This is a genomic window from Vibrio jasicida CAIM 1864 = LMG 25398 (genome assembly GCF_000400365.1).
Taxonomy (GTDB): domain Bacteria; phylum Pseudomonadota; class Gammaproteobacteria; order Enterobacterales; family Vibrionaceae; genus Vibrio; species Vibrio jasicida.
The window spans coordinates 1-22,006 of record NZ_BAOG01000107.1; the positions used below are offsets into that span (position 1 = coordinate 1).

The window sequence follows — 22,006 nt, forward strand, 5'->3', positions numbered from 1 at the left end:
TCTTTCGCTTCTTGCCATTTCTTTGCAGATGCCGCAGTATTTTGCCCGTCCTCCATTGCATACACATAACGTTCAGAATCTCGTTCAATAGTTGCTCGGTCAGATGAACCATTATAAAAGTCTTTCGCTACTGGTAATCCATTGATCCATCGCATCCACTCCATATCGACAAAGCGCGTTTCAAATTTTGCAATGGAGTATGAGTCTAATGTTACCTTGTGCAGGTTATAAGCACCGGTTTCTCCGGTGCTTGGGGAGCTAAAGCACTGCACATCCGGTGACCAATCCATTCGACTTGGTGTGCCACTTGGAATTTCGCATGGCGCACCAAAGTCCCCCATCTCAAAACTTCCACCTTCAACAAACACTAGTTCTTCAATTGCTCGAACTACGGTTTTTGCTGCTCTCAATTTTTGCTCTTGAGTGGCCTCTGGATAAAGCTTATTGATGTTCGACACAATCGTATCGATTTGCTTTTGAGATACGGTCTCGCTAGACACTGGGATTGCCGAATTCTCGCTATTGCACGCAACCAATAAAGGAAGCACACAAGCCATACCTAACCATCTGTTTTTCATTTGGTATTCCTTTTACTTTATGAGCATATTTTACGCAAAAATAAAAGGCGAAAACAGTTTCAAAGCGACTGTATAACTAGTTATAACGACTTCGTTCCTGTTTTAGAAAAGACTTTGATGGCTACTAGCAAGAAAGCACATGTGCGGTCTTGCTCCACTGTATTGTATCGATCCCAAAACACCCAGTGACTTTGCCTATTGCATCAATTGATGCTTAAATCACACACAGAAACACTAATGTTGGAACGAATATCTGTGTGATTTTGTCCTATACGGGATCGGTTATTGGAGGCTGAAAGTGAAAAAAGTAGAATTAGAGGATGCGCCAAAGATTAATGTGAAAGAAGTCATTGAACAGCGTAGGCTTAGTAAAATAAAGATGGCTAACAAACTCCTCAAGCAGACATCTAGTCAATCTTCTATGACGTACCCAACAGTTACCGTTAAGAAACTGAAATCTTCCTAATACTCGAAATCATGACAAAAGAGTCCGCACTTCTTAAGTGACTAAATCAGGCTCAAGCTCCGGTCTCATTGTTGCGCTCACATGCTCTGTAGCCATATCAATAACCGTTATATTTCTATCATTTTTTCCAAAGATAAACGGCTTCGCTGAAAGTAGCGTTCTAAAGTATCAAGATCTGGGTTGGCCTCATAAAACGCTTTAGCTTTTTCTTCTTCTAAAGGTGTTATTGGCATTCCCCGGTTAATCAGGTGAGCATTCTCTATATTTTTGAGTCGTCGGTTTTGTATGTCTTCATCTGTTAGGTAAGTTTCTTTTAATAGTTTATGCGGGGGAAGATAATGTTCGATTTGAAAAAAGCACCCATCCATTTCTTCCAAATAACGCTCGGCTATTGTTGGTTCGTTTTCAATGTCTGAAATATCTTGCTCCCAGCTATGCGAGGCTGATTTGTACGATACACTTTCGTCTGAGTTTTGATTTTGATGATTTGTTCCTCTTTGGAAAGGGGATACAGTCGTGGGTTTTGTTTCTAAAGTATCAACTCTTAAAAATAGCTTGTCGTTAAAATCAACCGAAGAATTAGTTAACTGGTTTCCGGTATTCAATAACATCTGCATCCAGAATACCTCTTTACTGAAGGCCGTTTTTTCATCATGAATGTCCGACTCAAGAACAACCACACTAATCGGCTCATCCGTTTCTGACCAAATCTTCTCTATTCGTTGATGCTTAAGTGAGAAAGTATGCGGCTCATTTAAATGTTCTTTTAATCTGATCCTTACATCGCGTCTTGTGCGTCCAACGTAAAAAATAGTATAGGTCAATGGATCAACTAGTCCATAAACTGTAAACATCGTAACCTCTAACGCTCTGTTAAATAGAATATATTTATCATCCTTCAAGTCTTAACTTCTTGTCAAAAAGATGAGACTTATGTAAGCTTTGTGCTACGGGGTTCGTGTGTCCCAGTTAGCCACCCAACGGCGAAGGTCGCTTCAGACCAACATCAGACAAGCAAATTCTCTCATTCTTGCAACTTAACTTGAGATGCAGGTGTGTCGGTGGCTACACATTATCCTGTGTTAAGGGGTTAGTTGTGTCCAAATCCAATAAAACCAACCATTTGGTCTTTCCGTCAGGTAGAACAGTGAAAGCCTGCCGTAATGACGTAAAAAAAATTAAGAAAGAAGCTACGTCTTTAGGTTGTAAGCTGAGTACTAGTCGAGCTCTTGATATCATTGCAGAAAAAAATGGGATATCTGGAGGTTGGCACAAGGCTATCAATCAACTGTCCATGGTTGATGCTGTCAATACCTATCCTGTGAATGTATTATATTCGCCCAATGGCAAGGTATATTCCTCAACTATCCACGGTGTGCCCCCATCACTGAAAGATGAAGATGTTAAGAGACTTATATCAAGTAATAATCCTAGTCGCTTATCTGAAAATTTGCGTGCGCGTGTAGGTTTAGACAGAACATTTTTTAGTGCGGTATTGAATGAGAAAGGCCAAGTGTACCGGACAGTAAAAATTGAAAGCTTCGAGGATTCACATGCCTTCCACCATAGTATGCACTCTTTAGGCTACTACCAGTTAGCTGAAGATTTCATCCCGGATAACTACAGACATTACGATATAGTCTTTGCTCCCGAAAGGATCTTACATTTTCAGTTCCCCGGCTGGAGTAAGCGTCCCATTGATCTAACTGCTTCTCTTCAAATGCGAATGGTACTGTGGCTTGACTATATGGATAGTGAACCACCAATAGATAATAACGAAGATTTTTGCGAACTTAGAAAGTGCCGCCCTAATTGGACGTTTGATATGTGTGCCATTTACTGGAAATTTGCAGTGGAACTGACAGGCCTCCCCTTTAAAGAGACTCCTGATGCAGATATTCAAAAGATCGTTCAGTATGCAACTTTCTCTGCGGTAAAAGGGTTTCATGCCCTTATAGATAAAAGGGAAAAAGTGGCCCAGTCCAACCTTTAACACTTGTTCAAGGGTTCTAATTACATCACTGACAAGCTCAAAGAGGGAGTTGATTACTCATAGACATCGCGTGAAAGTTCCGGGGGCTCCTGCACAATTGGGCAACAATTTGTTGCCCAAATTATTCTTATTGAGGCTTACTGTGTTCGAAATACACTCTGGGGCATTTTTGATTTTGACTGATTTGTGCAACAGGCTGTTGCACAATTGGGAAACGGCTTGTTTCACTAACACGCGAGTCTGATTTTAGCCAACAGGTTGTTGACCAAATCTTTCATCGGGAAGGTCTTGCTCATCATCGAACATCACAATGCTTCGACGATGCTCCTTTAGAGCAGATAATGCAACTTGAAAACAACTTTCACACATATCAAGGTGGTGAGTAATACCGTCCATTTTTGACCCAAATCCCCAGTTAGCAGTCAGCTCACCAACCTCTTCTAACTTAACGCCATTTGAATCGACCATCACGCTAGTGCCACAGATATCACAACATCGATCAACAACGACCTCTATCGTTTTTTGTCCATAAACTTTCATTGTGAACTCCTGTCGCTGATAAGATTAATCATTACTTGGATGTTAACCAGTACCAAATAACAACTAAGCAGTAGCTGAAATTATAGCTGTCCTATAGTCAACTGAGCAATTAACAAAGTCGCTGAATTTTCATTGTTACTCAGCGAAGTATCCTTCTTATGTAAACATGTAAAACGTGTTAGTAAACCTAAGTCATGAAGCAGAGCAACAGGGAACAGGCTCAATTGACGCTAGCACAGAATGGGGCAAAGGCGTGTTTGCTGAGATCGGCGTCAGCACGTCCTTGGACAAATAAGCGTTGGGTCGTATGTGCAAAAAGTGGCGTTAATGCGGTAATTCGTGACTAAACGCCATGACGAACTTCACCGCCTCTCGCAGTACAAGTTCATTAAAGTTGATCGTTAAGTCTGCATCGGTCAATGCAATGATTAAAAGTATATCATCGTCCACCAAGTCGTTCATTAAATGCCAATCGATTTCTGTGGAATCGGTTCGCATCAAGGCTTGACTCAACATATCAAGAAGCTCGTCTAAACATTTGTCACAATCCAGTTTTGCTCGATGGATTTGTGCGAGAAGGAAGGTCTTTGTATTCATATCACTAGGGTAGTGCTTCTGAATATCAGTAAGTATGGGATTCGACAGATGTATTGTGATCATTAACAAACTTCGAGCTAGCCAAGGCAGAACAAAGTGCCGCATGTGAAGGTTTGGGGCAGAAATGTGCCGATGTCTGAGATCAAACTAGCGAGCCAATGTACAGATCGAGATAGGTTTTGGGTATGGAATTTGGGTTGGTCGCTCAACTACAGGCACATCTTGCTCCGCAAGATCACGGAATAAAATGTGGACAACGCTCCGCGTTGACACACAGTTTATTTCCGCTTGTACCCGTAGTCACTCCCAAGAGCAATAATAGTTTTTTATAAATATTGAATATCCATTCAATGGGGCAAGTGGGCAAAAAGGTTGGATTAAATGGATGACATAGATGGTTGCTCGACTAAAAACTAAGTTGCATTGCTATCGTTCCGCTTACATCTGAAGCGATGCGCTCCACTAACACTGACAATATTACAAGTCTCTAATTGACAATATTTCTTAATCAAAATCGATATTAGGAAAATGCCAGAGTTTGATCGTAAAGTACTCGACTCTTTAAGGGAGCCATTAGAGTCGGGGGAGATCATTATTTCACGTGCGCAGGGTAAAACCCGTTTTCCGGCTCGATTTCAGTTGGTCGGAGCGCTCAACCCGAGCCCTACGGGTTATTACGAAGGTAACCAATCTCGTACAAATCCCCAGGCGATTTTGCGTTATCTTGGTCGACTATCAGGGCCGTTGCTTGACCGATTTGATATGTCGTTAGAGATTCCTGCACTGCCGAAAGGTACGTTAGCTGAAGGAGGTGATAGAGGTGAGCCAACCTCCGTAGTAAAACAAAGGGTCAACTTAGCCAGAGAGAGTATGTTGCAACGCAGTGGTAAGGTAAATGCCCTGTTGGGGAGCCGAGAAATTGAAGCTTTCTGCCCATTACAAAAATCCGATGCGGAATTTTTAGAGAATGCGCTGCATCGTCTTGGGTTATCGATTCGTGCCTATCACCGGATTATCAAAGTTGCGCGGACGATTGCTGATCTGGAGGGCTCTGCAGCGATTGAACGAACGCATCTTGCAGAAGCGTTAGGGTACAGAGCGATGGATAGATTGCTCAAGCAGTTAACCGCACAGGCGGTATAGAAGCTATTTCGCAGCGAGTCTGGTTTGTACTCGCTGCGTATAAGGGTTAGAAGGTGTAGTTTAAACCGACCGACAACAAGTACTCTTTTTCATCATAAAAAGTAATGTTGGAATCCGTACTGCTATAGCCTGCTAGTGAGATGAAAGACCAGTTGTCCCAATCAAATACATTTTTGTACTCGTATGCAGCAAACAAACTTAACTTATCATCGTTGCGAGTTTTACCAAACGTCGCGCTTGCTGATTCAAAGTCTTTAACCGTGTAGCCGGCAGTTAAGGCAACACGATGTCGATTGATAAACTGGAACCAACTTAAGTCCAATCCATAAGAGTTAAAGGATTCTGCGTCGCCATCTGCATCATGATAAATGTAAGTAAATGCGGGTTGTAGCATCGATGTGCGGCTGAGTGGAATTCGATAGTCACCTTTGATGTGGTAGATCTTAGCATCACGGGCCAGTGATGGATCGGTCACGGTGTCTTTTTCTACGTCTTTGTCTGCGTAAGCCAGATCAAGATTAAAGTTATCGTCTAAAAAGCGGTTGATCTGGAAACGAAAGGCGTTGCCACCCTCATCTGTGGTTTTTCTTTTTTGATTGGTTAAGTAAGGGTTTTGCCAGGTTTCCCCTTCCAAAATGGTCGGTAAATATGAGAAATCGAGCACAGTGCCTGAATCTAATTGGTATTTATAGCCCAATTGGAATGCCAAAGTACCGATAGCGATATCGGAACGTGTCGTACCTGCATACACTTGGTGGTTAAGTCGGTGACCGAATGTATAAGCTGCGTTGCCTAGAGGGGCAGCAATGAAAGAACTGTCGCTCTCGGCGCTTTCATTGAGAGAATTAATAGTGCTGCTGTTATCCGTATTAAAGTGGGATTCAGATGAGACGAAGCCAGCATTTAATGAAACTTCGCCGCTAAAACCTGCGGTCTCTGCTAGTTGAGCCTGAGCTGTGCTGACGATAAAGGCCAAAGGCAGTAAGGTTAGCCTTGGATTCATTCGCGTTCTCCTTATTTGTCGAATGAAGAATATTTGTTTGAGCGGTGGTCCAGTTTTACATTGCAACAAATCTGACCATTCTTACAAATGTTCCAATATGGCAATGGATTCGTATAATTACACGCTGTTTTATTGCTCACGCGCACAAGTTATCGATTGGTTACCATGTTGGCATATTTGTTACTCATTTTTAACGCTTCCTTTGTGATTATAAATTCTGCGATTTGTTCCATCGCAATTTGTATCATTGCTATTTTTAAGCTTTTGCTTCCAACAGCAAAGCTCAAAGCTAAGGGGACAGAGGCGGCCAATAAAATGATGTGGGTTTGGGCCACCATCAACATGGGTATTCTTGCCTTATTCAATCGCGTTGAATGGGATATTGAAGGCGGTGAAAACCTAAAGAAGGATGGTTGGTACCTCTTGATCAGTAATCATCTTAGTTGGACTGATATTGTTGTACTGTGTTGCGTGTTTAAAGATCGCATTCCAATGCCAAAATTTTTCCTCAAGCAACAGCTATTATATGTGCCTTTTATCGGAATGGCTTGTTGGGCGCTGGATATGCCGTTTATGCGTCGTTATTCGCGGGAGTTTTTGATTCGTAATCCACACAAACGTGGTCAAGATTTGGCAACCACGCGCCGTTCGTGTTCCAAATTCAAACATACTCCGACCACAGTAGTGAACTATGTCGAAGGGACTCGTTTTACCCAAGAGAAGCAGCGTAAGAGCCGTGCCGGTTACCAATACTTATTACAGCCTAAGTCAGGTGGTATCGCATATACATTAGCGGCAATGGGTGATCAGTTTGAGAACATTATCGATGTGACATTAGCTTACCCAGAAAACACAGATAAACCATTTAAAGACATTTTGATGGGCCGTATGACCAAGATTGTGGTGCGTGTGAACTTGTTGCCTGTGGATGAGAAGGTATTGGGGGATTACTTCAATGATAAGCCGTACAAGCGCCAATTCCAGCAATGGTTAGGCGAGGTTTGGCAAGAGAAAGATATCTTGCTGCAAGATATTCATAAATAATCCGAGCTAAAGTTAAATTGAAAAGGGGAGCATCTTGCTCCCCTTTTTCATTTTCAATTCGAATTACTTAAGTGTCAGTAGGTAATCTACAAGAGCAAAGTATTCTTCAGTTGATTTGATGCCTTGCGCTTGAACTAGGTACTTGTTGTTCACGATCACTGCAGGTACACCAGTTAGGCCGCTGTTTTCAAATTGCTTGTCCATGCGACGAACCATTGAATCCACCGCGAAGCCTTTGAATGCAGCATCGAATTTCTTCGCATCTACACCTTCATCTAGGAAGATTTGACGAAGCTCTGCGTCGTCACGTGGTGCTTTACGCATGTTGTGAATGCGGTTAAACATCACGGGTACCATCTTATCTTCAATTTTAAGCGCAACCATGGTCGCATAGGCTTTGCTCATTGAAGGCCCCATGTTGCCCCCCATGAATGACACGTGGTTCTTTTGCAGTTTCACCCCTTCAGGTAGCTGCTTCTTCAACTGCTGAATGATAGGTTCAAACGTATTGCAATGTGGGCAGTAGAAAGAGAAGAACTCAGTAACGACAGGCTTCTTTGATGCTTCTAGATCCAATACTTTGTATTGTTCACCTTCTTTGAATTGCGCTGCATGTGCCGACAGGCTAAGCATCAGCATAGAAAACAGTGCGAACAGCTTTTTCATTTAAATAATCTCCATTTTGAATTGTTCGGCCCGACTTACCATTGAGGCATTAAAGACAGTGGTGCTTCTTCTAAGTTGGCAATCTGCTCTTTAAATCCAAGGACCTGACCTTCCCAGTATTTTGGCTCATTGAACCATGGAAAAGCGAGCGGAAATGCCGGGTCATGCCAACGTTTTGCTAGCCATGCCATATAGTGCACCATTCGTAGACCGCGAAGTGGCTCGATTAGTTTCAATTCTGCCGAGTTAAAATCGCAAAACTCTTGGTAACCTTCTAAAACAATGTCCAATTGCATTAGCTTATCTTGACGTTCACCATTGAGTAGCATCCACAAGTCTTGCACCGCTGGGCCATTACGTGAGTCATCTAAATCGACGAACATTGGCCCATCACGCCATAAGATGTTACCCGGATGGCAATCACCGTGCAGACGAATGGATTTAAAGCCATCTTGCCAGTGGTTTTCGAGTGATTTGATCAGCATGTCTAAATCATTGAAGAAACTATTTTCCAAATGCATTGGGATCATATTGGCGTTTTGCAAAATCTCTCTTGGTTGGTAGAGATACTCTTGTAGACCAATGCTTGGACGGTGCTGAAATGCTTGTTTGCTTCCCACTTTATGAATACGACCTAAAAAGCGACCAACGCCTTCTAATTGATCGAGGTTATCCACTTCAAACTGACGACCGCCAACACTCTCAAACAAAGCAAAGCCGTAACCTTGATAGTGATGCAAGGTATGACCATTAATGCGAACGGGTGGGGCGACGGGAATTTCGTTGTCGATCAGTTCAAGCGTGAAATCATGCTCTTCTTGAATTTGCTCATTGCTCCAACGTTCTGGGCGGTAGAATTTCACTACGTAGCGTTGGCGTTCTTCGTCAGTGAATTGGTATACGCGGTTTTCATAGCTGTTGAGAGGCAGAAATCCTGACTCTGCTCGAATACCGATGCTCTCTAGCGCGTACCACATAAAGTCGGGCGTCAGGGCATCAAAATTGAAAGTACCTTGGGACATATAAATAAAAAGGCTCATTACTGAGCCTTTTTCCATTGGTCTTCGAAGTTATAGCTTCTTGATGAATCGGCTTTCTACTTCGATAGTGAATTCGTTGCTCTTATCGGTGAGTATAAACTGAATTGTCGTAATCGCGGAGTTTAGCGTGTCAGGATCAACGCCAAGACTCATTGGTAAGTTCAAGACTTCTCCAGGTTCAACTTGAATCGTTTGTTTGCCATACCAACTGACATCACTCAAGCCTTCCACGTTTAAGTCATACTTTTGAACTTGTTGGGTTTTGTTGATCACTTTGAGGGTGTAGGTGTTTTCCACTTCACCTGAGCTATTAACGCGGAACAACTGATTACGATCACGCAGTACACTCATACCTGCCGGGTCAACGGATGCGACTTGTAGGAAGAACAAGCCAATCATCACCAATAATACTGCACCATAACCAAGCAGTTTGGGACGCATGACCTTTGTACTCTTGCCTGAGAGGCGATGTTCTGTGGTGTAGTTGATCAGACCCTTTTCATAGCCCATGCGTTCCATGGTTTTGTCACAGGCGTCAATACATGCACCACAGTTAATGCACTCATATTGCAAGCCATCGCGAATATCGATGCCAGTTGGACAGACCTGAACACACAAATCACAGTCGATACAGTCACCGAGCCCCATTTGTTTATGATCTGCTTTACGTGAGCGAGGACCTCGCTTTTCTCCGCGTTTGGTATCGTAACCAACAATGAAGGTGTCTTTGTCGAACATGGCGGATTGGAAGCGTGCATAAGGACACATGTGAATACACATGATAGAGCGCATCCAACCTGCATTACCGTAAGTACAAATGGCGAAGAACATCACCCAGAACACTGGCCAGAAGTTAGCATTGAAAGTAAAGAAGTCGATAACCAACTGTTTCATCGGTACGAAGTAACCAACAAAGGTGAAACCTGTCGCAAGGGCTATCGCAAACCACGCGATATGTTTGAGGGTTTTGCGTATCGCCAAATTGGTGGTCAACTTATTGGAATCTTGTTTACGGCGTTTATTGGCGCTGCCTTCTAGCTTTTCTTCAAACCAGATATACATGAAGGTCCACACGGTTTGTGGGCACAGATAGCCACACCAAACCCGACCTAAAAAGGTGGTGATGAAGAATAACCCAAAAGCGGAAATCACAAACAACAGGGCGAGCAGGGTGAGATCTTGAGGGTACAGAGTGGTGCCGAAAAAGTTGAACTGCTGGTTTCCGATATCCAGCAAAATGGCTTGGCGCTCTCCGTAAGGAATCCACGGAACCAATGCAAACAGCAACAACAAAAACCAACCACCATAACGGCGTAGCTTTTGAAAGGTGCCTTTGCTCTCACGCACATAGATACGATTACTTGGGTTGAAACGGTCCCCATTCCCTTTGTGGGTTTTGGGATTAAAGGTTTTGGGAGTCACATCTTTGATATCGATCTTATCCTGACTCATGAACGCTTCCTTCTTTCGGCTCTTATAATGTGCGGCGACATTTCTATTGATGACGCTCAATGACATTGCTGTTTTGCCCAGACGGTGAATCATGACTGGGCATAATTATTTTAGTAAATACTGATGAACGGCGATTATACAATCAATAACAATTCCGTTTCTTTAACACTGTCAACGTTTAACAACAAAAGTCAGTACAGTTAACCTGATAAATGGCTGAACAGTTATAAATGGCTTTTCGAACTGGTTGATTTAGTTATAAAAAAAAGCGACTCAAATGAGTCGCTTATCAGTCTTGGGTGTTGAGCCGTTTACTTGATGATGCCGCGAGCGCGAAGGATGGCGGTTTTAAAGTCATCTTCTTGGTCTTTCTTTAGACCTGGGATCATTTCGTCTTTGCTGCTATTGCGCATTTTTAGGTGGTAGATCAACACATCATCAGTCAGATCTTCCAATTTGCCTTCATAACCCGCTTCGTTTGCCAGTTTAACGATGAACTGTAGCAGGTTCATTTCTTGATCTTTATGCCACTCTGGCTCTAGTAGCTCAAGCAGCTCTTCAATACGATGACACTTCATTTCTTTCTCCACAGAATTTATAGGTGTTATTTGCTACTAAAGGTATCAAATTGCTTGGCGAACACCAAATAGGAAAGGGCGGAGAGAAAAGAAAAAAGCGCGGTGACTGCCGCGCTTTTTAATTAAGCTGCTTTAATAACTTTGTTTGGAACACTTGGCATAATCGCTGTCTTCTCAACCAGAGTCATTGTTGGCGCAACTTGTTTTGCCTTTGGCGCAGCAGTAAAACCACTGCGACGGCGCATTGCACTACGATTAGTGTGTGCGAACCTGACTGTTGTTGGGCGCATTTAGATACCTAACTGCCAGGCATATCCATTGCCGATGTAATGGCCTGAGTCACTATGAGTTGAGCTTCAACTGCTTGAAGGGTGGCTCTTCTGGCTTTCGCCAATCCAAATAATGAATCAGGAATAATGATATGCATGCATATCGTGTATAGGTTAGCACTCCTGCCATAATTGGTCGATAGTTGAACAGTTGAATTGTATGGATTTTATCGTTTTTGAGCTTAGAACAAGGTGAAATTTGTTTTGATCCCATGATCAGCAGTAGTAGTATGAGAATTCTACGAAGGAGGTGCATATGTCATTTTTGAAGAAGACACTGGCAAGTTTTGGGATCGGTAGTGCTAAGGTCGACTCGGTCCTGAATCAAGATGTGCTATATCCCGGCCAGAGCGTGGATGTTTCTATCCATGTCTATGGTGGAGCGACAGAGCAAGCGATCGACAATATCGACCTCAAACTTTGCTGTCGTTATATCGCAGAAGCCCCAGATGATCGTGGTGCTCGTGAAGGACAGAGTATGCGAAGAGTGCCGCAGACTCATGTTTTGGCGAAGTGGAACCTCCCTTATGCATTTACCATTCACCCTGGTGAAGAGCGCACCTTTGACGTGAAGCTCGACGTACCATGGAACACGCCTGTCACTATTGGTGATGCCCAAGTCTGGCTTGAAACTGGCTTAGACGTCGCCATGGCACTAGATCCAACCGACAAAGACATTCTCACTGTTAGACCCGACCCACTTATGGATGCCATTTTGTCTGCTTTTGAATCGCAAGGTTTGCGTATTCGACAAGTGGAGTGCGAAGAAGTGAAAGGCTTTGACCTCCCATTTGTGCAAGAGTTTGAAATGGTGCCAACCGACGGCCCATATCACGGAGTATGGCGAGAATTGGAGTTTGTTGCTCACCGCGACGAGACAAACCTGAAGTTATGGTTTGAAGTTGATCGGACTCGTAGTGGTGCTTGTGGCATGTTAGCTAGCCTACTCGGCAGTGGGAAATTAAAACGTGAGTTGAGTATTCCAATCAATACTAAATTGGATGATGTTGGCTCATTAGTGCTCAACTATCTTGATCAAACTACCGCAGCGCACGAGTCCTAATTTAAGCTTACACGTGTAAGCCTAATGTGCCATACTAGAGTGAATATTCAAAACTCTAGTATAGGCGCGTTCATGTCCTCACCTCAGAAAGCACAATACAGTCAGGGCGAAGAACTGGCCAACTCCATTACGCATGGTATTGGAATGATCTTCGGCATTGTTGGCTTGGTTCTGCTTCTCATCAAGGCTTTCGATCATCAAGCGGATGCGCTGACCATTACCAGTATGGCTATCTACGGCTCGAGTATGATTGTCTTGTTTCTGGCATCCACGCTTTACCATGCGATCCCATATCCGAAAGCCAAGCGCTGGCTAAAAACGTTTGACCACTGCGCTATTTATCTACTGATTGCAGGTAGCTATACGCCATTTTTATTAGTGAGCCTACGTACGCCACTAGCAATTGGGTTGATGATTGTGATTTGGACCATTGCTCTGATCGGTATCATCATGAAAGTCGCGTTTGTCTATCGATTCAAAAAATTGTCTTTGATGACGTATTTGGTTATGGGCTGGTTATCGTTGATTGTGATTTACCAACTGGCGATAAATCTGGATATTGGTGGTTTGACGCTTTTAGCTGCGGGTGGTTTGGTGTATTCAATAGGGGTGATTTTCTACGTTGCCAAACGAATTCCTTTTAATCACGCGATTTGGCATGGCTTTGTGTTGGCGGGTTGTGTCTGTCACTTCTTTGCGATTTATTACTTTGTCGAGCCTATCTAACATAAAGATAAACTCGACAAAGTGATGTGCCATATATTAGCGAGTTTTCACTTCTAACACTTCTGCCGAGAACTGGTACTGCTGAGATTTAGGCACTGCCAGTTTAATCGCTTTACCTTGCTCGGCTTGTTGTGGGCGAAGGTAGGTATCTGCCATGCGTTTGATAGATTGCCAAACCGTGATGTTTTCTTTCGCCAATTGTTTGCCAGCCATATCGAATACCTGTACTTCCACTTCTACCTGAATCACTGATTGTGAGCTTTGGTTAGTGATAGAAGTTGGGAAAATCAGTTCACCATCTTCATAGCTCGCCGAGCCAATCAATACATCCACGCCTGAATCAGACAGCTGCATGGTTGGCTTCTTCGCGTTTACAACAACGGTGGTTCCGACTTTCTTGTTCACAACTGGAATCGTCGCTATCTCTGTTGTTGTGTCTGGTGCAGCTACTGTTGCTACGGCTGTTGTCGAGGCTACCACTGCCGCCGCTTCTACCGCTTCAACGTTTTCTAGTGTCGTTTCTGTGGCCTTTGGTGCGGTTTTATTCACGACATATTCCCACGTGAAGTCGTCGTTCAGTTTTATTTCGCGCCCATCCGCAAGCTTCACGACTTCTGCCGCGTAAACGGATGAAGTGGCTAGTAGGGTAGCCAGAGTGATCCATGTTTTCATTGTTATACCTTTTATTTTAAGTCTGCTTATCTACGCCAAAACGCCGGGAAGAACAGTACAAGAATAGTCAAAATTTCTAAGCGTCCCATTAACATACCAAAGCTTAGGAGCCATTTCGCTGTGTCTGGTAAAGGCGCAAAGTTACCTGTTGGGCCAATCACGCTACCCATGCCAGGACCTACGTTTGCTACCGCAGTAATCGAACCAGAAATACTGGTCACAGGGTCTAGGCCAAGCGCACTTAAACAGCCAGCGATGAAGATAATGGTAATAAAGAACATCAAGCCAAATGCCACCACTGAGCGAACAATATCGTCGTTCACTGGGCGTTGGTTATAACGTTGAACGAATACGCCAGATGGGTGAATCAGCTTCATGATTTGCTTGTTAAGTAACGTCATCGCGATCTGGAAACGGAAGATTTTAATCCCGCCAGAGGTCGAGCCCGAACATGCACCTGCCATCATTAAGAAGGCAAATAGTGTCGTTGGGAGGGCGCCCCATGCGGTGAAGTCTTCTAGACCAAAGCCAGTGGTCGTAACGACTGAGACGATGTTGAACATGGATACACGCAGTGCATCCAAAATGGTGTAACCATCACGAAGCACGAGCCAAGCAGAAACCACGAGACTTGAGAACAAAAACAAGTAGGCAAAACCGCGCACTTGGGCGTCTCGTATTAAGACTTCGACACTGCGCTTACGTAACGCGGCAACAAACAACAGGAATGGCAGACCACCAAGGAACATAAAGGTGGTGGCGACCCAGTGCGCACCATTAGAGAAGTGGTTCATCGAACCGTCAGACGTTGAGTAACCGCCAGTGGATAGGGTGGTGAAGGCGTGGTTGATGGCTTCAAACAGGTTCATGCCAGTCAGCAAATAACCCACAATACACAAGCCTGTCAGCATCAAATACACCAATACGATGTTCTTCGCGACGGTCTTGGCTCTTGGGCTGCTTTTATCAGACCAATCAGACGATTCGGTTTGGAACAGCTTCATACCACCAACGTTAAGCATTGGTAGGATAGCTACCGCCATTACGATAAAGCCAATACCCCCAAGCCACTGCAAGATAGATCGCCACAATAAAATGCTCGGAGCCATGTTGTCTAAGCCACTGAGCACTGTAGATCCGGTTGTCGTGATGCCAGACATGGTTTCGAAGTAAGCGTCGGTAAAGCTAATGTGGTTGATGAATACGAATGGTAATGCTGCAAAGGCACTGGCGATGGTCCACACCAAACTGGTGATGAGGAACATATCGCGAACACTGAGCTTGAATTTAGCGGTTCGACCAATCGTCAAACAGATGAATGCGGCTAGGTGGGTGATCACAACGGCTTGGGCGAAATCGAGGAATCCGCCCGTACCTGTGAAAAACGCGACCAAAGTCGGCACGTACATAAAAAGGGCCAGTTTGGATAAAACCAGCCCGATAACAAACAGTACGGGACGTAAGTTGACCATAGGAAAATCCTAGAGGAAGAATGGACTCGGCTGGAACAGCGCTTCGACGTCTGGTACGTACTTTTTGTCGACCAGGAACATCACGACGTGGTCATCTTGTTCGATGACAGTGCGGTCGTGTGCGATAAGAACTTCTTCGCCACGAACGATAGCACCAATGGTGGTTCCTGGTGGGAGTTTGATATCGCCAATCGCGCGACCTACCACCTTGGATGTGGTTTCGTCACCGTGCGCAACGGCTTCAATCGCTTCTGCCGCGCCACGACGCAGAGAAGATACGTTAACAATGTCAGCACGACGAACGTGCGTCAGTAGGGCAGAAATCGTCGCTTGCTGTGGTGAGATAGCCACGTCAATCACACCGCCTTGCACTAGGTCAACATAAGCGCCGCGCTGGATCAGCACCATCACTTTCTTTGCGCCCATGCGTTTTGCCAACATCGCAGACATGATGTTGGTTTCATCCTCGTTGGTTAACGCGATGAACACATCTACTTGGTCGATGTTTTCTTCTGTTAGCAGTTCTTGGTCTGCCGCATCACCACAGAAGACGATGGTGTTTTCAAGCTGCTCAGACAGTTTTTCTGCACGCTGGTAGTTACGCTCAATCAGCTTGACGCTGTAGGTTTGCTCAAGGCGTTTGGCTAAGCTCGCACCGATGTTACCACCACCAACAATCATGATGCGACGATAGGGCTTCTCGAGGCGCTGAAGCTCACTCATTACTGAGCGGATATGGTTACTTGCCGCAACGAAGAACACTTCATCATCAGCTTCAATGATGGTGGTGCCTTGCGGACGAATTGGACGACCTTGACGGAAAATCGCAGCAACACGAGTATCGATGTGTGGCATGTGTTCACGCAGGGCAGACAGAGCATTACCTACTAAAGGGCCACCGTAGTAGGCTTTTACCGCTACTAGGCTGACTTTCTGCTCGGCAAAGCTTACCACTTGCAACGCGCCTGGGTATTGGATGAGGCGTTCGATGTAGCTGGTTACCAACTCTTCTGGTGCGATAAGGTGATCGACAGGAATAGCACCAGATTTAAATAGGGCTTCTTTTTCTGCCAGATATTCTGGAGAGCGAATACGTGCAACACGGTTTGGGGTATTGTACAGAGTGAAGGCAACCTGACACGCGGCCATATTGGTCTCATCGGTATTGGTTACCGCAACGAGCATGTCAGCGTCTTGTGCGCCCGCTTCGTGCAGCACATCTGGGTGGCTCGCGTGACCATTAACAACACGAAGATCGTACTTGTCTTGTAACTCTCGCAGTCGGTCGCCATTTTTGTCGACGATGGTGATGTCGTTATTCTCACCTACGAGGTTTTCTGCCAATGTGCCGCCAACCTGACCAGCACCAAGAATAATGATTTTCATACTCTTTACTCGTTATCTGAAAAAGGCGATTGAATTCGCTTCAATCGCCCTATTTAGCATGCTGTTACGCGTGTTTTTTCGTTAGCACTGCGTAGTAGAAACCATCCATATCTTCTTCACCTGGTAGAATCTGACGACCAGGTTGTTCGGGATCAGAGTCCACTAGTTGTGCGTTCGCAGTTCGTGCTAAGAACGCTTTTACTTGCTCCACGTTTTCTTGTGGTGTGATTGAGCAAGTCGCGTAAACCATGGTGCCGCCCGGTTTCAGTTGCGTCCACATGGCATCAAAAATTTCGCTCTGTAGTTCCGCAAGTGCAGCAATATCATCAGCACGACGTAGCCATTTGATGTCTGGGTGACGACGAATTACGCCCGTTGCAGAACATGGTGCGTCCAGCAAAATGCGATCAAATTGTTCGCCTTGCCACCATTCTTGAGGATTACGCGCATCGCCGCAAACCACTTTTGCCTGAAGGTTGAGACGCTTCAGGTTTTCGTGCACACGTTTAAGACGTGTGTCGTCGCAGTCAATGGCAACCACTTCGCTGCCAGACGTACGTTCAAGAATGTGCGCCGTCTTACCGCCCGGTGCTGCACAGCAGTCTAGGATCAGCTCGCCATCTTTTGGTTCAAGATAGTTAATCGACAACTGTGCTGCCGCATCTTGCACCGATACCCAACCTTTTTCAAAGCCCGGCAGTTTCATCACATCGCATGGCGCCGCCAATTTTAGGGCGTCCATTGCTTGTGTGTGTGGCGTGCTATCAATGTTTTCATTTTTGAGTAGCGTTAGGTATTCATCACGAGTGTGGTGCTGGTGGTTTACACGCAGCCACATTGGCGCTTTTTGGTTGTTGGCTTCAACAATGCTTTCCCACTGCTCTGGGTAAGCTTCTTGCAGCAGTTTAAGTAACCAGCTTGGGTGGCCGTACTTGCCCGCATTGTTGCTGACTGCCATTTGGTCTAGTTCTTCTTGGTTGCGCTGGTAGTTACGCAATACCGCGTTGATAAGACCGCGTAGACGAGGACCTTTCAGCTCTTTGGTACCTTCAACCGTTTCACCAACTGCAGCGTGCGCAGGAATACGCATGAAGCTTAGCTGATAAATGCCTACCAAAATCAGGTGATGGAAAACGCGTTGTTTGCCTTTTAGCGGCTTATCCATCAACTGGTTTGCAATCATTTCTAGGCGAGGGAGGTAACGTAGAGCGCCGTAACAGATCTCTTGTAGAAGAGCGTGGTCACGTGGTCGTACGTTTTGTTGAGCCGCTGGAAGAGCGCTTGAAAGTGAGTGGCCCTTGTCGACGACAAGATACAAGACGTTGGCAGCCGCAGCGCGAACATTCATGATGAGTACCTTAAAGTAAAGGAGGGCATCTCTGCCCTCTAAAAGTTCGTATTATTGGTCTTTGACACTATTGTCTGGCTTTTTAAACCAGTTGGGTGCCAACTTCAAACCAAGATGCACGTGAGTTCAGAATATCTTGAACTGACATGGCTTTTTTACCCGGAACTTGCAGTTGTTCCAGTACCAGTGTGCCATTGCCTGTCGCAACATAAATACCAGTTTTATCTGCTTGCACAATAGTGCCCGCTGGCTTGTCACTGGTTTGTTCCGCCACACGGCTTTGCCATACTTTGATGCTGTTTTCAGCCGCTTCAAAGTGGCTCATTGGCCATGGGTTGAATGCGCGAACGCAACGCTCAATGTGTGCCGCGTCGTCATTCCAATTAATGCGCGCTTCTTCTTTGCTCAGCTTCTTCGCGTAGTTTGCAAGCTCGTCATCTTGCTTCACTGGCTCAGCATTACCTGTTGCGATGTCTGCTAGGCAGTCAATCAGAGCATCAGGGCCTAAGCCTGCAAGTTTTTCGTACATAGATGCGCTGGTGTCACTTGCTTCAATCGGCAATGTTGCGATTTTAAGCATGTCGCCCGTATCCAAACCAATGTCCATCTGCATGATAGTCACGCCAGTTTCGGCATCACCAGCCCAAATTGAACGTTGGATAGGAGCAGCGCCGCGCCAGCGAGGAAGAATCGAACCGTGTACGTTGATACAACCTAGTTTAGGTGTGTCTAGCACAACTTGTGGAAGCAATAGGCCATAAGCTACTACTACCATGATATCGGCGTTTAGATCGGCAAGCTCTTGCTTGGCTTCGTCTGATTTGAAGTTTTCTGGCTGATAAACTGGAATGTCGTGCTCTAGCGCGATGGTTTTTACTGGGCTGGCAGTAAGCTTTTTACCGCGACCAGCAGGGCGGTCTGGCTGAGTGTAAACCGCAATTACTTCGTGCTCCGAAGACAACAACGCCGCCAAGTGACGGGCGGCGAAATCCGGAGTACCTGCAAAGACAATACGTAAAGACTGACTCAAGGTAGACTTCCTTCTAATTAAATTGTATCGAGATCAAGCGTTTTGCTGTTTCTCGTTAAAGCGTTTGATTTTCGCTAGCTTGTCTTGAATACGCTTGCGCTTTAGTGGCGATAGGTAATCAACGAACAGTTTGCCCATTAGATGGTCTAGTTCGTGCTGAACACAGATTGCTAGCAGATCGTCAGCGTCGAAAGTGTATTCTTTGCCATCGCGATCTAGGGCTTTAACGGTAACTTCAGCAGCGCGAGCTACAAGTGCTCGAGCACCAGGTACCGACAGACAGCCTTCTTCAATGCCATCTTCGCCACGCTTTTCCAGAATCTCAGGGTTGATAAGCACCATTGGCTCATCGCGAGTCTCTGAAATATCAATTACTACGATACGTTTATGGATATCAACCTGCGTTGCCGCAAGGCCAATACCTTCTTCGTCGTACATGGTTTCAATCATGTCATCGACGATTTTTTGAATCTCAGGTGTCACCTCTTCTACAGGTTTTGCAACGGTACGCAGGCGATCATCTGGGAATGTTAATACTTGTAATACAGACATATTCACTCGAAATATTGAACTGTGCCGTAACAGCACAAACCTTGTTGGCTCAATTCTAGACATTTTATGACCTAAATGACAGCATCCTGATACCAATTTCCATTCCGGTAACTGCCTAACAGACCAAGGACGAGGGTCATGAATCGAATTTTCCGCAACGTTTCTCGCATTACGTTGCCGTTACTTTTCTCTTTCAGTGCCGTAGCAAACACGGACTCCCAACCACTTACCGTTAAAGACGATGCACCCCAAACTTACGTTGTGGTGAAAGGTGATACGCTGTGGGATATTTCTGCTTTGTATTTGGATAGCCCTTGGTTGTGGCCTCGTTTGTGGCAGGTAAACCCAGAAATAGACAACCCACATCTGATTTATCCCGGTGATAAGCTCTCTTTGGTTTGGATTAATGGCCAACCGGTATTGAGTTTAAAGCCGGTTAAAAAGCTTAGCCCTCAAGCGCGTATCACGGAAAGAAAAGCGGTACCGACGGTTGCGGAAGGGTTGGTGATGCCTTATCTGAAATCCGATCGCTTAGTGGATGATGAAACATTAGAAAATGCAGCCAAAGTGATGGGCAGCAGTAAAGGCAACAAATTCCTTACTGCGGAAGACACGCTGTATATTAGTGGTGAGCAAACTTCGGCAGGATGGGCTATCTATCGACCTGTAGAAACCTTTTCGCGAGATGATGTATCAAAGCAAATCACGGCATTACGTTTGATTGCTAAAGGTGAGTTGATCGAGGCGTCGAGTGAATTTTCTGGTCTGAAGATCACCACGCAATTGCAAGAGATTGTCCGTAACGACATTGCTTTGCCAGTTCAAGTTCTTGATAACGGTGATTTCTCTGCAACATTCTATCCGTTGCCATCACCACAAGGCTCTTCTGCGAAATTATTGGGGAATATTGAAGGTATCCGTTATAGCTCGACCAACCAAGTTGTGGTGATAGATAAAGGCACATCGGATGCGCTTCGCCAAGGCAGTGTGTTTGATTTGAAAGAAGACGCACACCCAGTATTCAAAGACGGTGATGACTTTGCCAAAGATAATGGTTTGCTCGATACGAAAATTACCTTACCACAGAGCAAAGTTGGGGAGTTGTTAGTGATTCGCCCGTATGAGTATTTCAGTCTTGCTCTGATCACCAATAGCACGAAGCCAATCAACAAAGAGGTATCTGTGGTTTCTCCTCTGGTAGAGGAATCGACTACCAATGCAACCACACAATGATACCGACCTCGCTGCCTGGTTAAAGCTCAGCTGCTTACCAGGCATTGGCGGGGTTAAGATGAATAAGCTGCTGACCAAAGACACGCCGAATAACATTGTCCAGTACTCGACTGAACAGCTTCTCCGCCTTGGGCTGACGATGAAACAGTTACAAGCATGGGCTGAGGTCGATAAAGAAGTCGATGCTTGTTTAACTTGGTTAGAATCCTCTTCCCATCATTCTATTCTCACCTTGGCGAATCCACTTTATCCTCCACTTCTAAAACAAACGGTCGCGCCACCTCCTTTATTATTTGTAAAGGGAGATGCGAGCTGTTTGTCTCAACCGCAAATCGCCATGGTTGGTAGTCGTAATGCTAGTGTGGATGGGTTGCAACATGCTCGTAGCTTTGCTTCAGAACTCGTACAACATGATCTGATCGTGACCAGTGGCTTGGCTTTGGGTATTGATGGTCATGCTCATGATGGTGCGCTTATGGCGGGCGGTAAAACTATCGCTGTCTTAGGTTCTGGGTTGGAGCAAGTGTACCCCGCCAGGCATCGTGGTTTAGCGCAGCGTGTCATGGAGAATGGCACTCTCGTTTCGGAGTTTCGTCCAAAAGCGAAACCTCGTGCGGAAAACTTCCCACGTCGCAATCGAATTATTAGTGGTTTGTCGTTGGGTGTATTGGTGGTGGAAGCGGCGGAAAAAAGTGGCTCCTTGATTACTGCTCGTTATGCTCTGGAACAAGGTCGTGAAGTATTTGCGCTTCCTGCCTCTATTCATTCGCCCAATGCGAGTGGCGGTAATCAATTGATTCGTAACGGTGCTTGTCTCGTACAAACTACTCAAGACGTGTTAAATGAAATACAGTCACTGCTTGATTGGTCTATTAATCAAAGCTTAGATTTATTTTCTGCGCCAATTGATGAAGAAGAATTGCCATTTCCTCAGCTGTTAGCTAACGTAGGAAATGAGGCTACACCAGTTGATATTCTTGCAAACAGGACCAATATACCTGTCCAAGAAGTCATGATGCAGCTCTTAGAGCTTGAGCTTTCAGGGCGTGTTGTTGCAGTATCCGGTGGCTATATTCGAAAGGGGAGGGGCTAGCT

22 protein-coding genes and 2 pseudogenes are annotated in these 22,006 nt (G+C 45.1%); 8 read left to right on the forward strand and 16 right to left on the reverse strand.

Features of this window, described 5'->3' with window-relative positions:
- Positions 1–578 (reverse strand): annotated as a pseudogene (locus tag VJL_RS23165) (formylglycine-generating enzyme family protein); the annotation flags it as partial.
- 298 nt (positions 579–876) lie between these two features.
- On the opposite strand from VJL_RS23165, the gene VJL_RS29560 reads away from it, so the two are divergent.
- Positions 877–1,044 (forward strand): hypothetical protein, encoded by a 168-nt coding sequence (locus VJL_RS29560; RefSeq protein WP_153645163.1) that lies wholly within the window; start codon positions 877–879, stop codon positions 1,042–1,044.
- A 107-nt stretch (positions 1,045–1,151) separates the two neighbouring features.
- Here the strand turns inward: VJL_RS29560 and VJL_RS23170 are convergent, their stop codons facing one another.
- Positions 1,152–1,946 carry a GIY-YIG nuclease family protein gene (locus VJL_RS23170; protein WP_160167713.1) on the reverse strand — a complete coding sequence of 265 codons (795 nt, stop codon included), beginning with the start codon at positions 1,944–1,946 and terminating at the stop codon, positions 1,152–1,154.
- 194 nt (positions 1,947–2,140) lie between these two features.
- On the opposite strand from VJL_RS23170, the gene VJL_RS23175 reads away from it, so the two are divergent.
- A complete protein-coding gene (locus VJL_RS23175) occupies positions 2,141–3,037 on the forward strand; it encodes a hypothetical protein (RefSeq protein ID WP_152436678.1) in 897 nt (298 codons plus the stop codon).
- A gap of 246 nt (positions 3,038–3,283) precedes the next feature.
- Here VJL_RS23175 and VJL_RS23180 read toward each other — a convergent pair whose 3' ends face one another.
- Both VJL_RS23180 and VJL_RS23185 read right to left on the reverse strand, forming a co-directional pair.
- Positions 3,284–3,577, reverse strand: coding sequence for a hypothetical protein (locus VJL_RS23180; protein ID WP_038881677.1), 294 nt, complete (start codon positions 3,575–3,577; stop codon positions 3,284–3,286).
- 324 nt (positions 3,578–3,901) lie between these two features.
- Entirely contained in the window at positions 3,902–4,237 is a 336-nt protein-coding gene (locus VJL_RS23185; protein ID WP_439654175.1) for a hypothetical protein, read from the reverse strand.
- A gap of 462 nt (positions 4,238–4,699) precedes the next feature.
- Between VJL_RS23185 and VJL_RS23190 the strand changes: the two are divergent.
- Positions 4,700–5,317: pseudogene (locus VJL_RS23190) on the forward strand (magnesium chelatase subunit ChlI family protein); the annotation flags it as partial.
- Between the two features lie 46 nt (positions 5,318–5,363).
- On the opposite strand, the gene VJL_RS23195 reads toward VJL_RS23190, so the two are convergent.
- Positions 5,364–6,320 carry a DUF2860 domain-containing protein gene (locus VJL_RS23195; protein WP_038881678.1) on the reverse strand — a complete coding sequence of 319 codons (957 nt, stop codon included), beginning with the start codon at positions 6,318–6,320 and terminating at the stop codon, positions 5,364–5,366.
- Positions 6,321–6,485: 165 nt separating this feature from the next.
- Here VJL_RS23195 and yihG point away from each other — a divergent pair, with 165 nt between their 5' ends.
- Complete coding sequence (gene yihG, locus VJL_RS23200; RefSeq protein ID WP_038881679.1) at positions 6,486–7,364, forward strand: 1-acylglycerol-3-phosphate O-acyltransferase, YihG family; 879 nt, start codon at positions 6,486–6,488, stop codon at positions 7,362–7,364.
- Between the two features lie 63 nt (positions 7,365–7,427).
- On the opposite strand, the gene VJL_RS23205 is transcribed toward yihG, so the two are convergent.
- From VJL_RS23205 to VJL_RS29220, 5 genes are all read right to left on the reverse strand, one after another.
- On the reverse strand, positions 7,428–8,030 hold the full coding sequence (locus VJL_RS23205; protein WP_038870173.1) for a thiol:disulfide interchange protein DsbA/DsbL: 603 nt from the start codon (positions 8,028–8,030) through the stop codon (positions 7,428–7,430).
- Between the two features lie 35 nt (positions 8,031–8,065).
- Positions 8,066–9,052, reverse strand: coding sequence for a serine/threonine protein kinase (locus VJL_RS23210; RefSeq protein WP_038870169.1), 987 nt, complete (start codon positions 9,050–9,052; stop codon positions 8,066–8,068).
- Positions 9,053–9,100: 48 nt separating this feature from the next.
- Entirely contained in the window at positions 9,101–10,522 is a 1,422-nt protein-coding gene (gene ccoG, locus VJL_RS23215; protein WP_038870167.1) for a cytochrome c oxidase accessory protein CcoG, read from the reverse strand.
- Positions 10,523–10,833: 311 nt separating this feature from the next.
- The gene (locus tag VJL_RS23220) at positions 10,834–11,100 is read right to left on the reverse strand and encodes a YihD family protein (RefSeq protein WP_038870166.1); all 267 of its coding nucleotides are present in this window, start codon (positions 11,098–11,100) and stop codon (positions 10,834–10,836) included.
- A 122-nt stretch (positions 11,101–11,222) separates the two neighbouring features.
- Positions 11,223–11,390 carry a hypothetical protein gene (locus tag VJL_RS29220; protein ID WP_010645766.1) on the reverse strand — a complete coding sequence of 56 codons (168 nt, stop codon included), beginning with the start codon at positions 11,388–11,390 and terminating at the stop codon, positions 11,223–11,225.
- A gap of 295 nt (positions 11,391–11,685) precedes the next feature.
- Between VJL_RS29220 and VJL_RS23225 the strand changes: the two genes are divergently transcribed.
- Together VJL_RS23225 and trhA are read left to right on the forward strand one after the other, a co-directional pair.
- Entirely contained in the window at positions 11,686–12,492 is an 807-nt protein-coding gene (locus VJL_RS23225) for a sporulation protein (protein ID WP_038881680.1), read from the forward strand.
- Between the two features lie 72 nt (positions 12,493–12,564).
- Positions 12,565–13,218: a PAQR family membrane homeostasis protein TrhA gene (trhA, locus tag VJL_RS23230; protein ID WP_038870163.1), complete on the forward strand. Its 654-nt coding sequence runs from the start codon at positions 12,565–12,567 to the stop codon at positions 13,216–13,218.
- A gap of 36 nt (positions 13,219–13,254) precedes the next feature.
- Here the strand turns inward: trhA and VJL_RS23235 are convergent, their stop codons facing one another.
- From VJL_RS23235 to def, 6 genes are all read right to left on the reverse strand, one after another.
- Positions 13,255–13,890 (reverse strand): DUF3157 family protein, encoded by a 636-nt coding sequence (locus tag VJL_RS23235; protein WP_038881681.1) that lies wholly within the window; start codon positions 13,888–13,890, stop codon positions 13,255–13,257.
- A gap of 26 nt (positions 13,891–13,916) precedes the next feature.
- A complete protein-coding gene (locus VJL_RS23240; RefSeq protein ID WP_038870160.1) occupies positions 13,917–15,362 on the reverse strand; it encodes a TrkH family potassium uptake protein in 1,446 nt (481 codons plus the stop codon).
- Positions 15,363–15,371: 9 nt separating this feature from the next.
- Positions 15,372–16,748 (reverse strand): Trk system potassium transporter TrkA, encoded by a 1,377-nt coding sequence (gene trkA, locus VJL_RS23245; protein WP_010444684.1) that lies wholly within the window; start codon positions 16,746–16,748, stop codon positions 15,372–15,374.
- 64 nt (positions 16,749–16,812) lie between these two features.
- A complete protein-coding gene (gene rsmB / locus VJL_RS23250) occupies positions 16,813–18,096 on the reverse strand; it encodes a 16S rRNA (cytosine(967)-C(5))-methyltransferase RsmB (protein WP_005440762.1) in 1,284 nt (427 codons plus the stop codon).
- Positions 18,097–18,178: 82 nt separating this feature from the next.
- Positions 18,179–19,126, reverse strand: coding sequence for a methionyl-tRNA formyltransferase (gene fmt, locus VJL_RS23255; RefSeq protein ID WP_038881683.1), 948 nt, complete (start codon positions 19,124–19,126; stop codon positions 18,179–18,181).
- 33 nt (positions 19,127–19,159) lie between these two features.
- Complete coding sequence (gene def / locus VJL_RS23260; protein ID WP_038870153.1) at positions 19,160–19,678, reverse strand: peptide deformylase; 519 nt, start codon at positions 19,676–19,678, stop codon at positions 19,160–19,162.
- A 138-nt stretch (positions 19,679–19,816) separates the two neighbouring features.
- On the opposite strand from def, the gene VJL_RS23265 reads away from it, so the two are divergent.
- Positions 19,817–20,911 carry a LysM peptidoglycan-binding domain-containing protein gene (locus VJL_RS23265; protein ID WP_038881684.1) on the forward strand — a complete coding sequence of 365 codons (1,095 nt, stop codon included), beginning with the start codon at positions 19,817–19,819 and terminating at the stop codon, positions 20,909–20,911.
- Positions 20,895–22,004, forward strand: coding sequence for a DNA-processing protein DprA (gene dprA, locus VJL_RS23270; protein ID WP_038881685.1), 1,110 nt, complete (start codon positions 20,895–20,897; stop codon positions 22,002–22,004). Before VJL_RS23265 ends, dprA begins: the two co-directional genes overlap by 17 nt.
- Positions 22,005–22,006 lie beyond the last annotated feature (2 nt).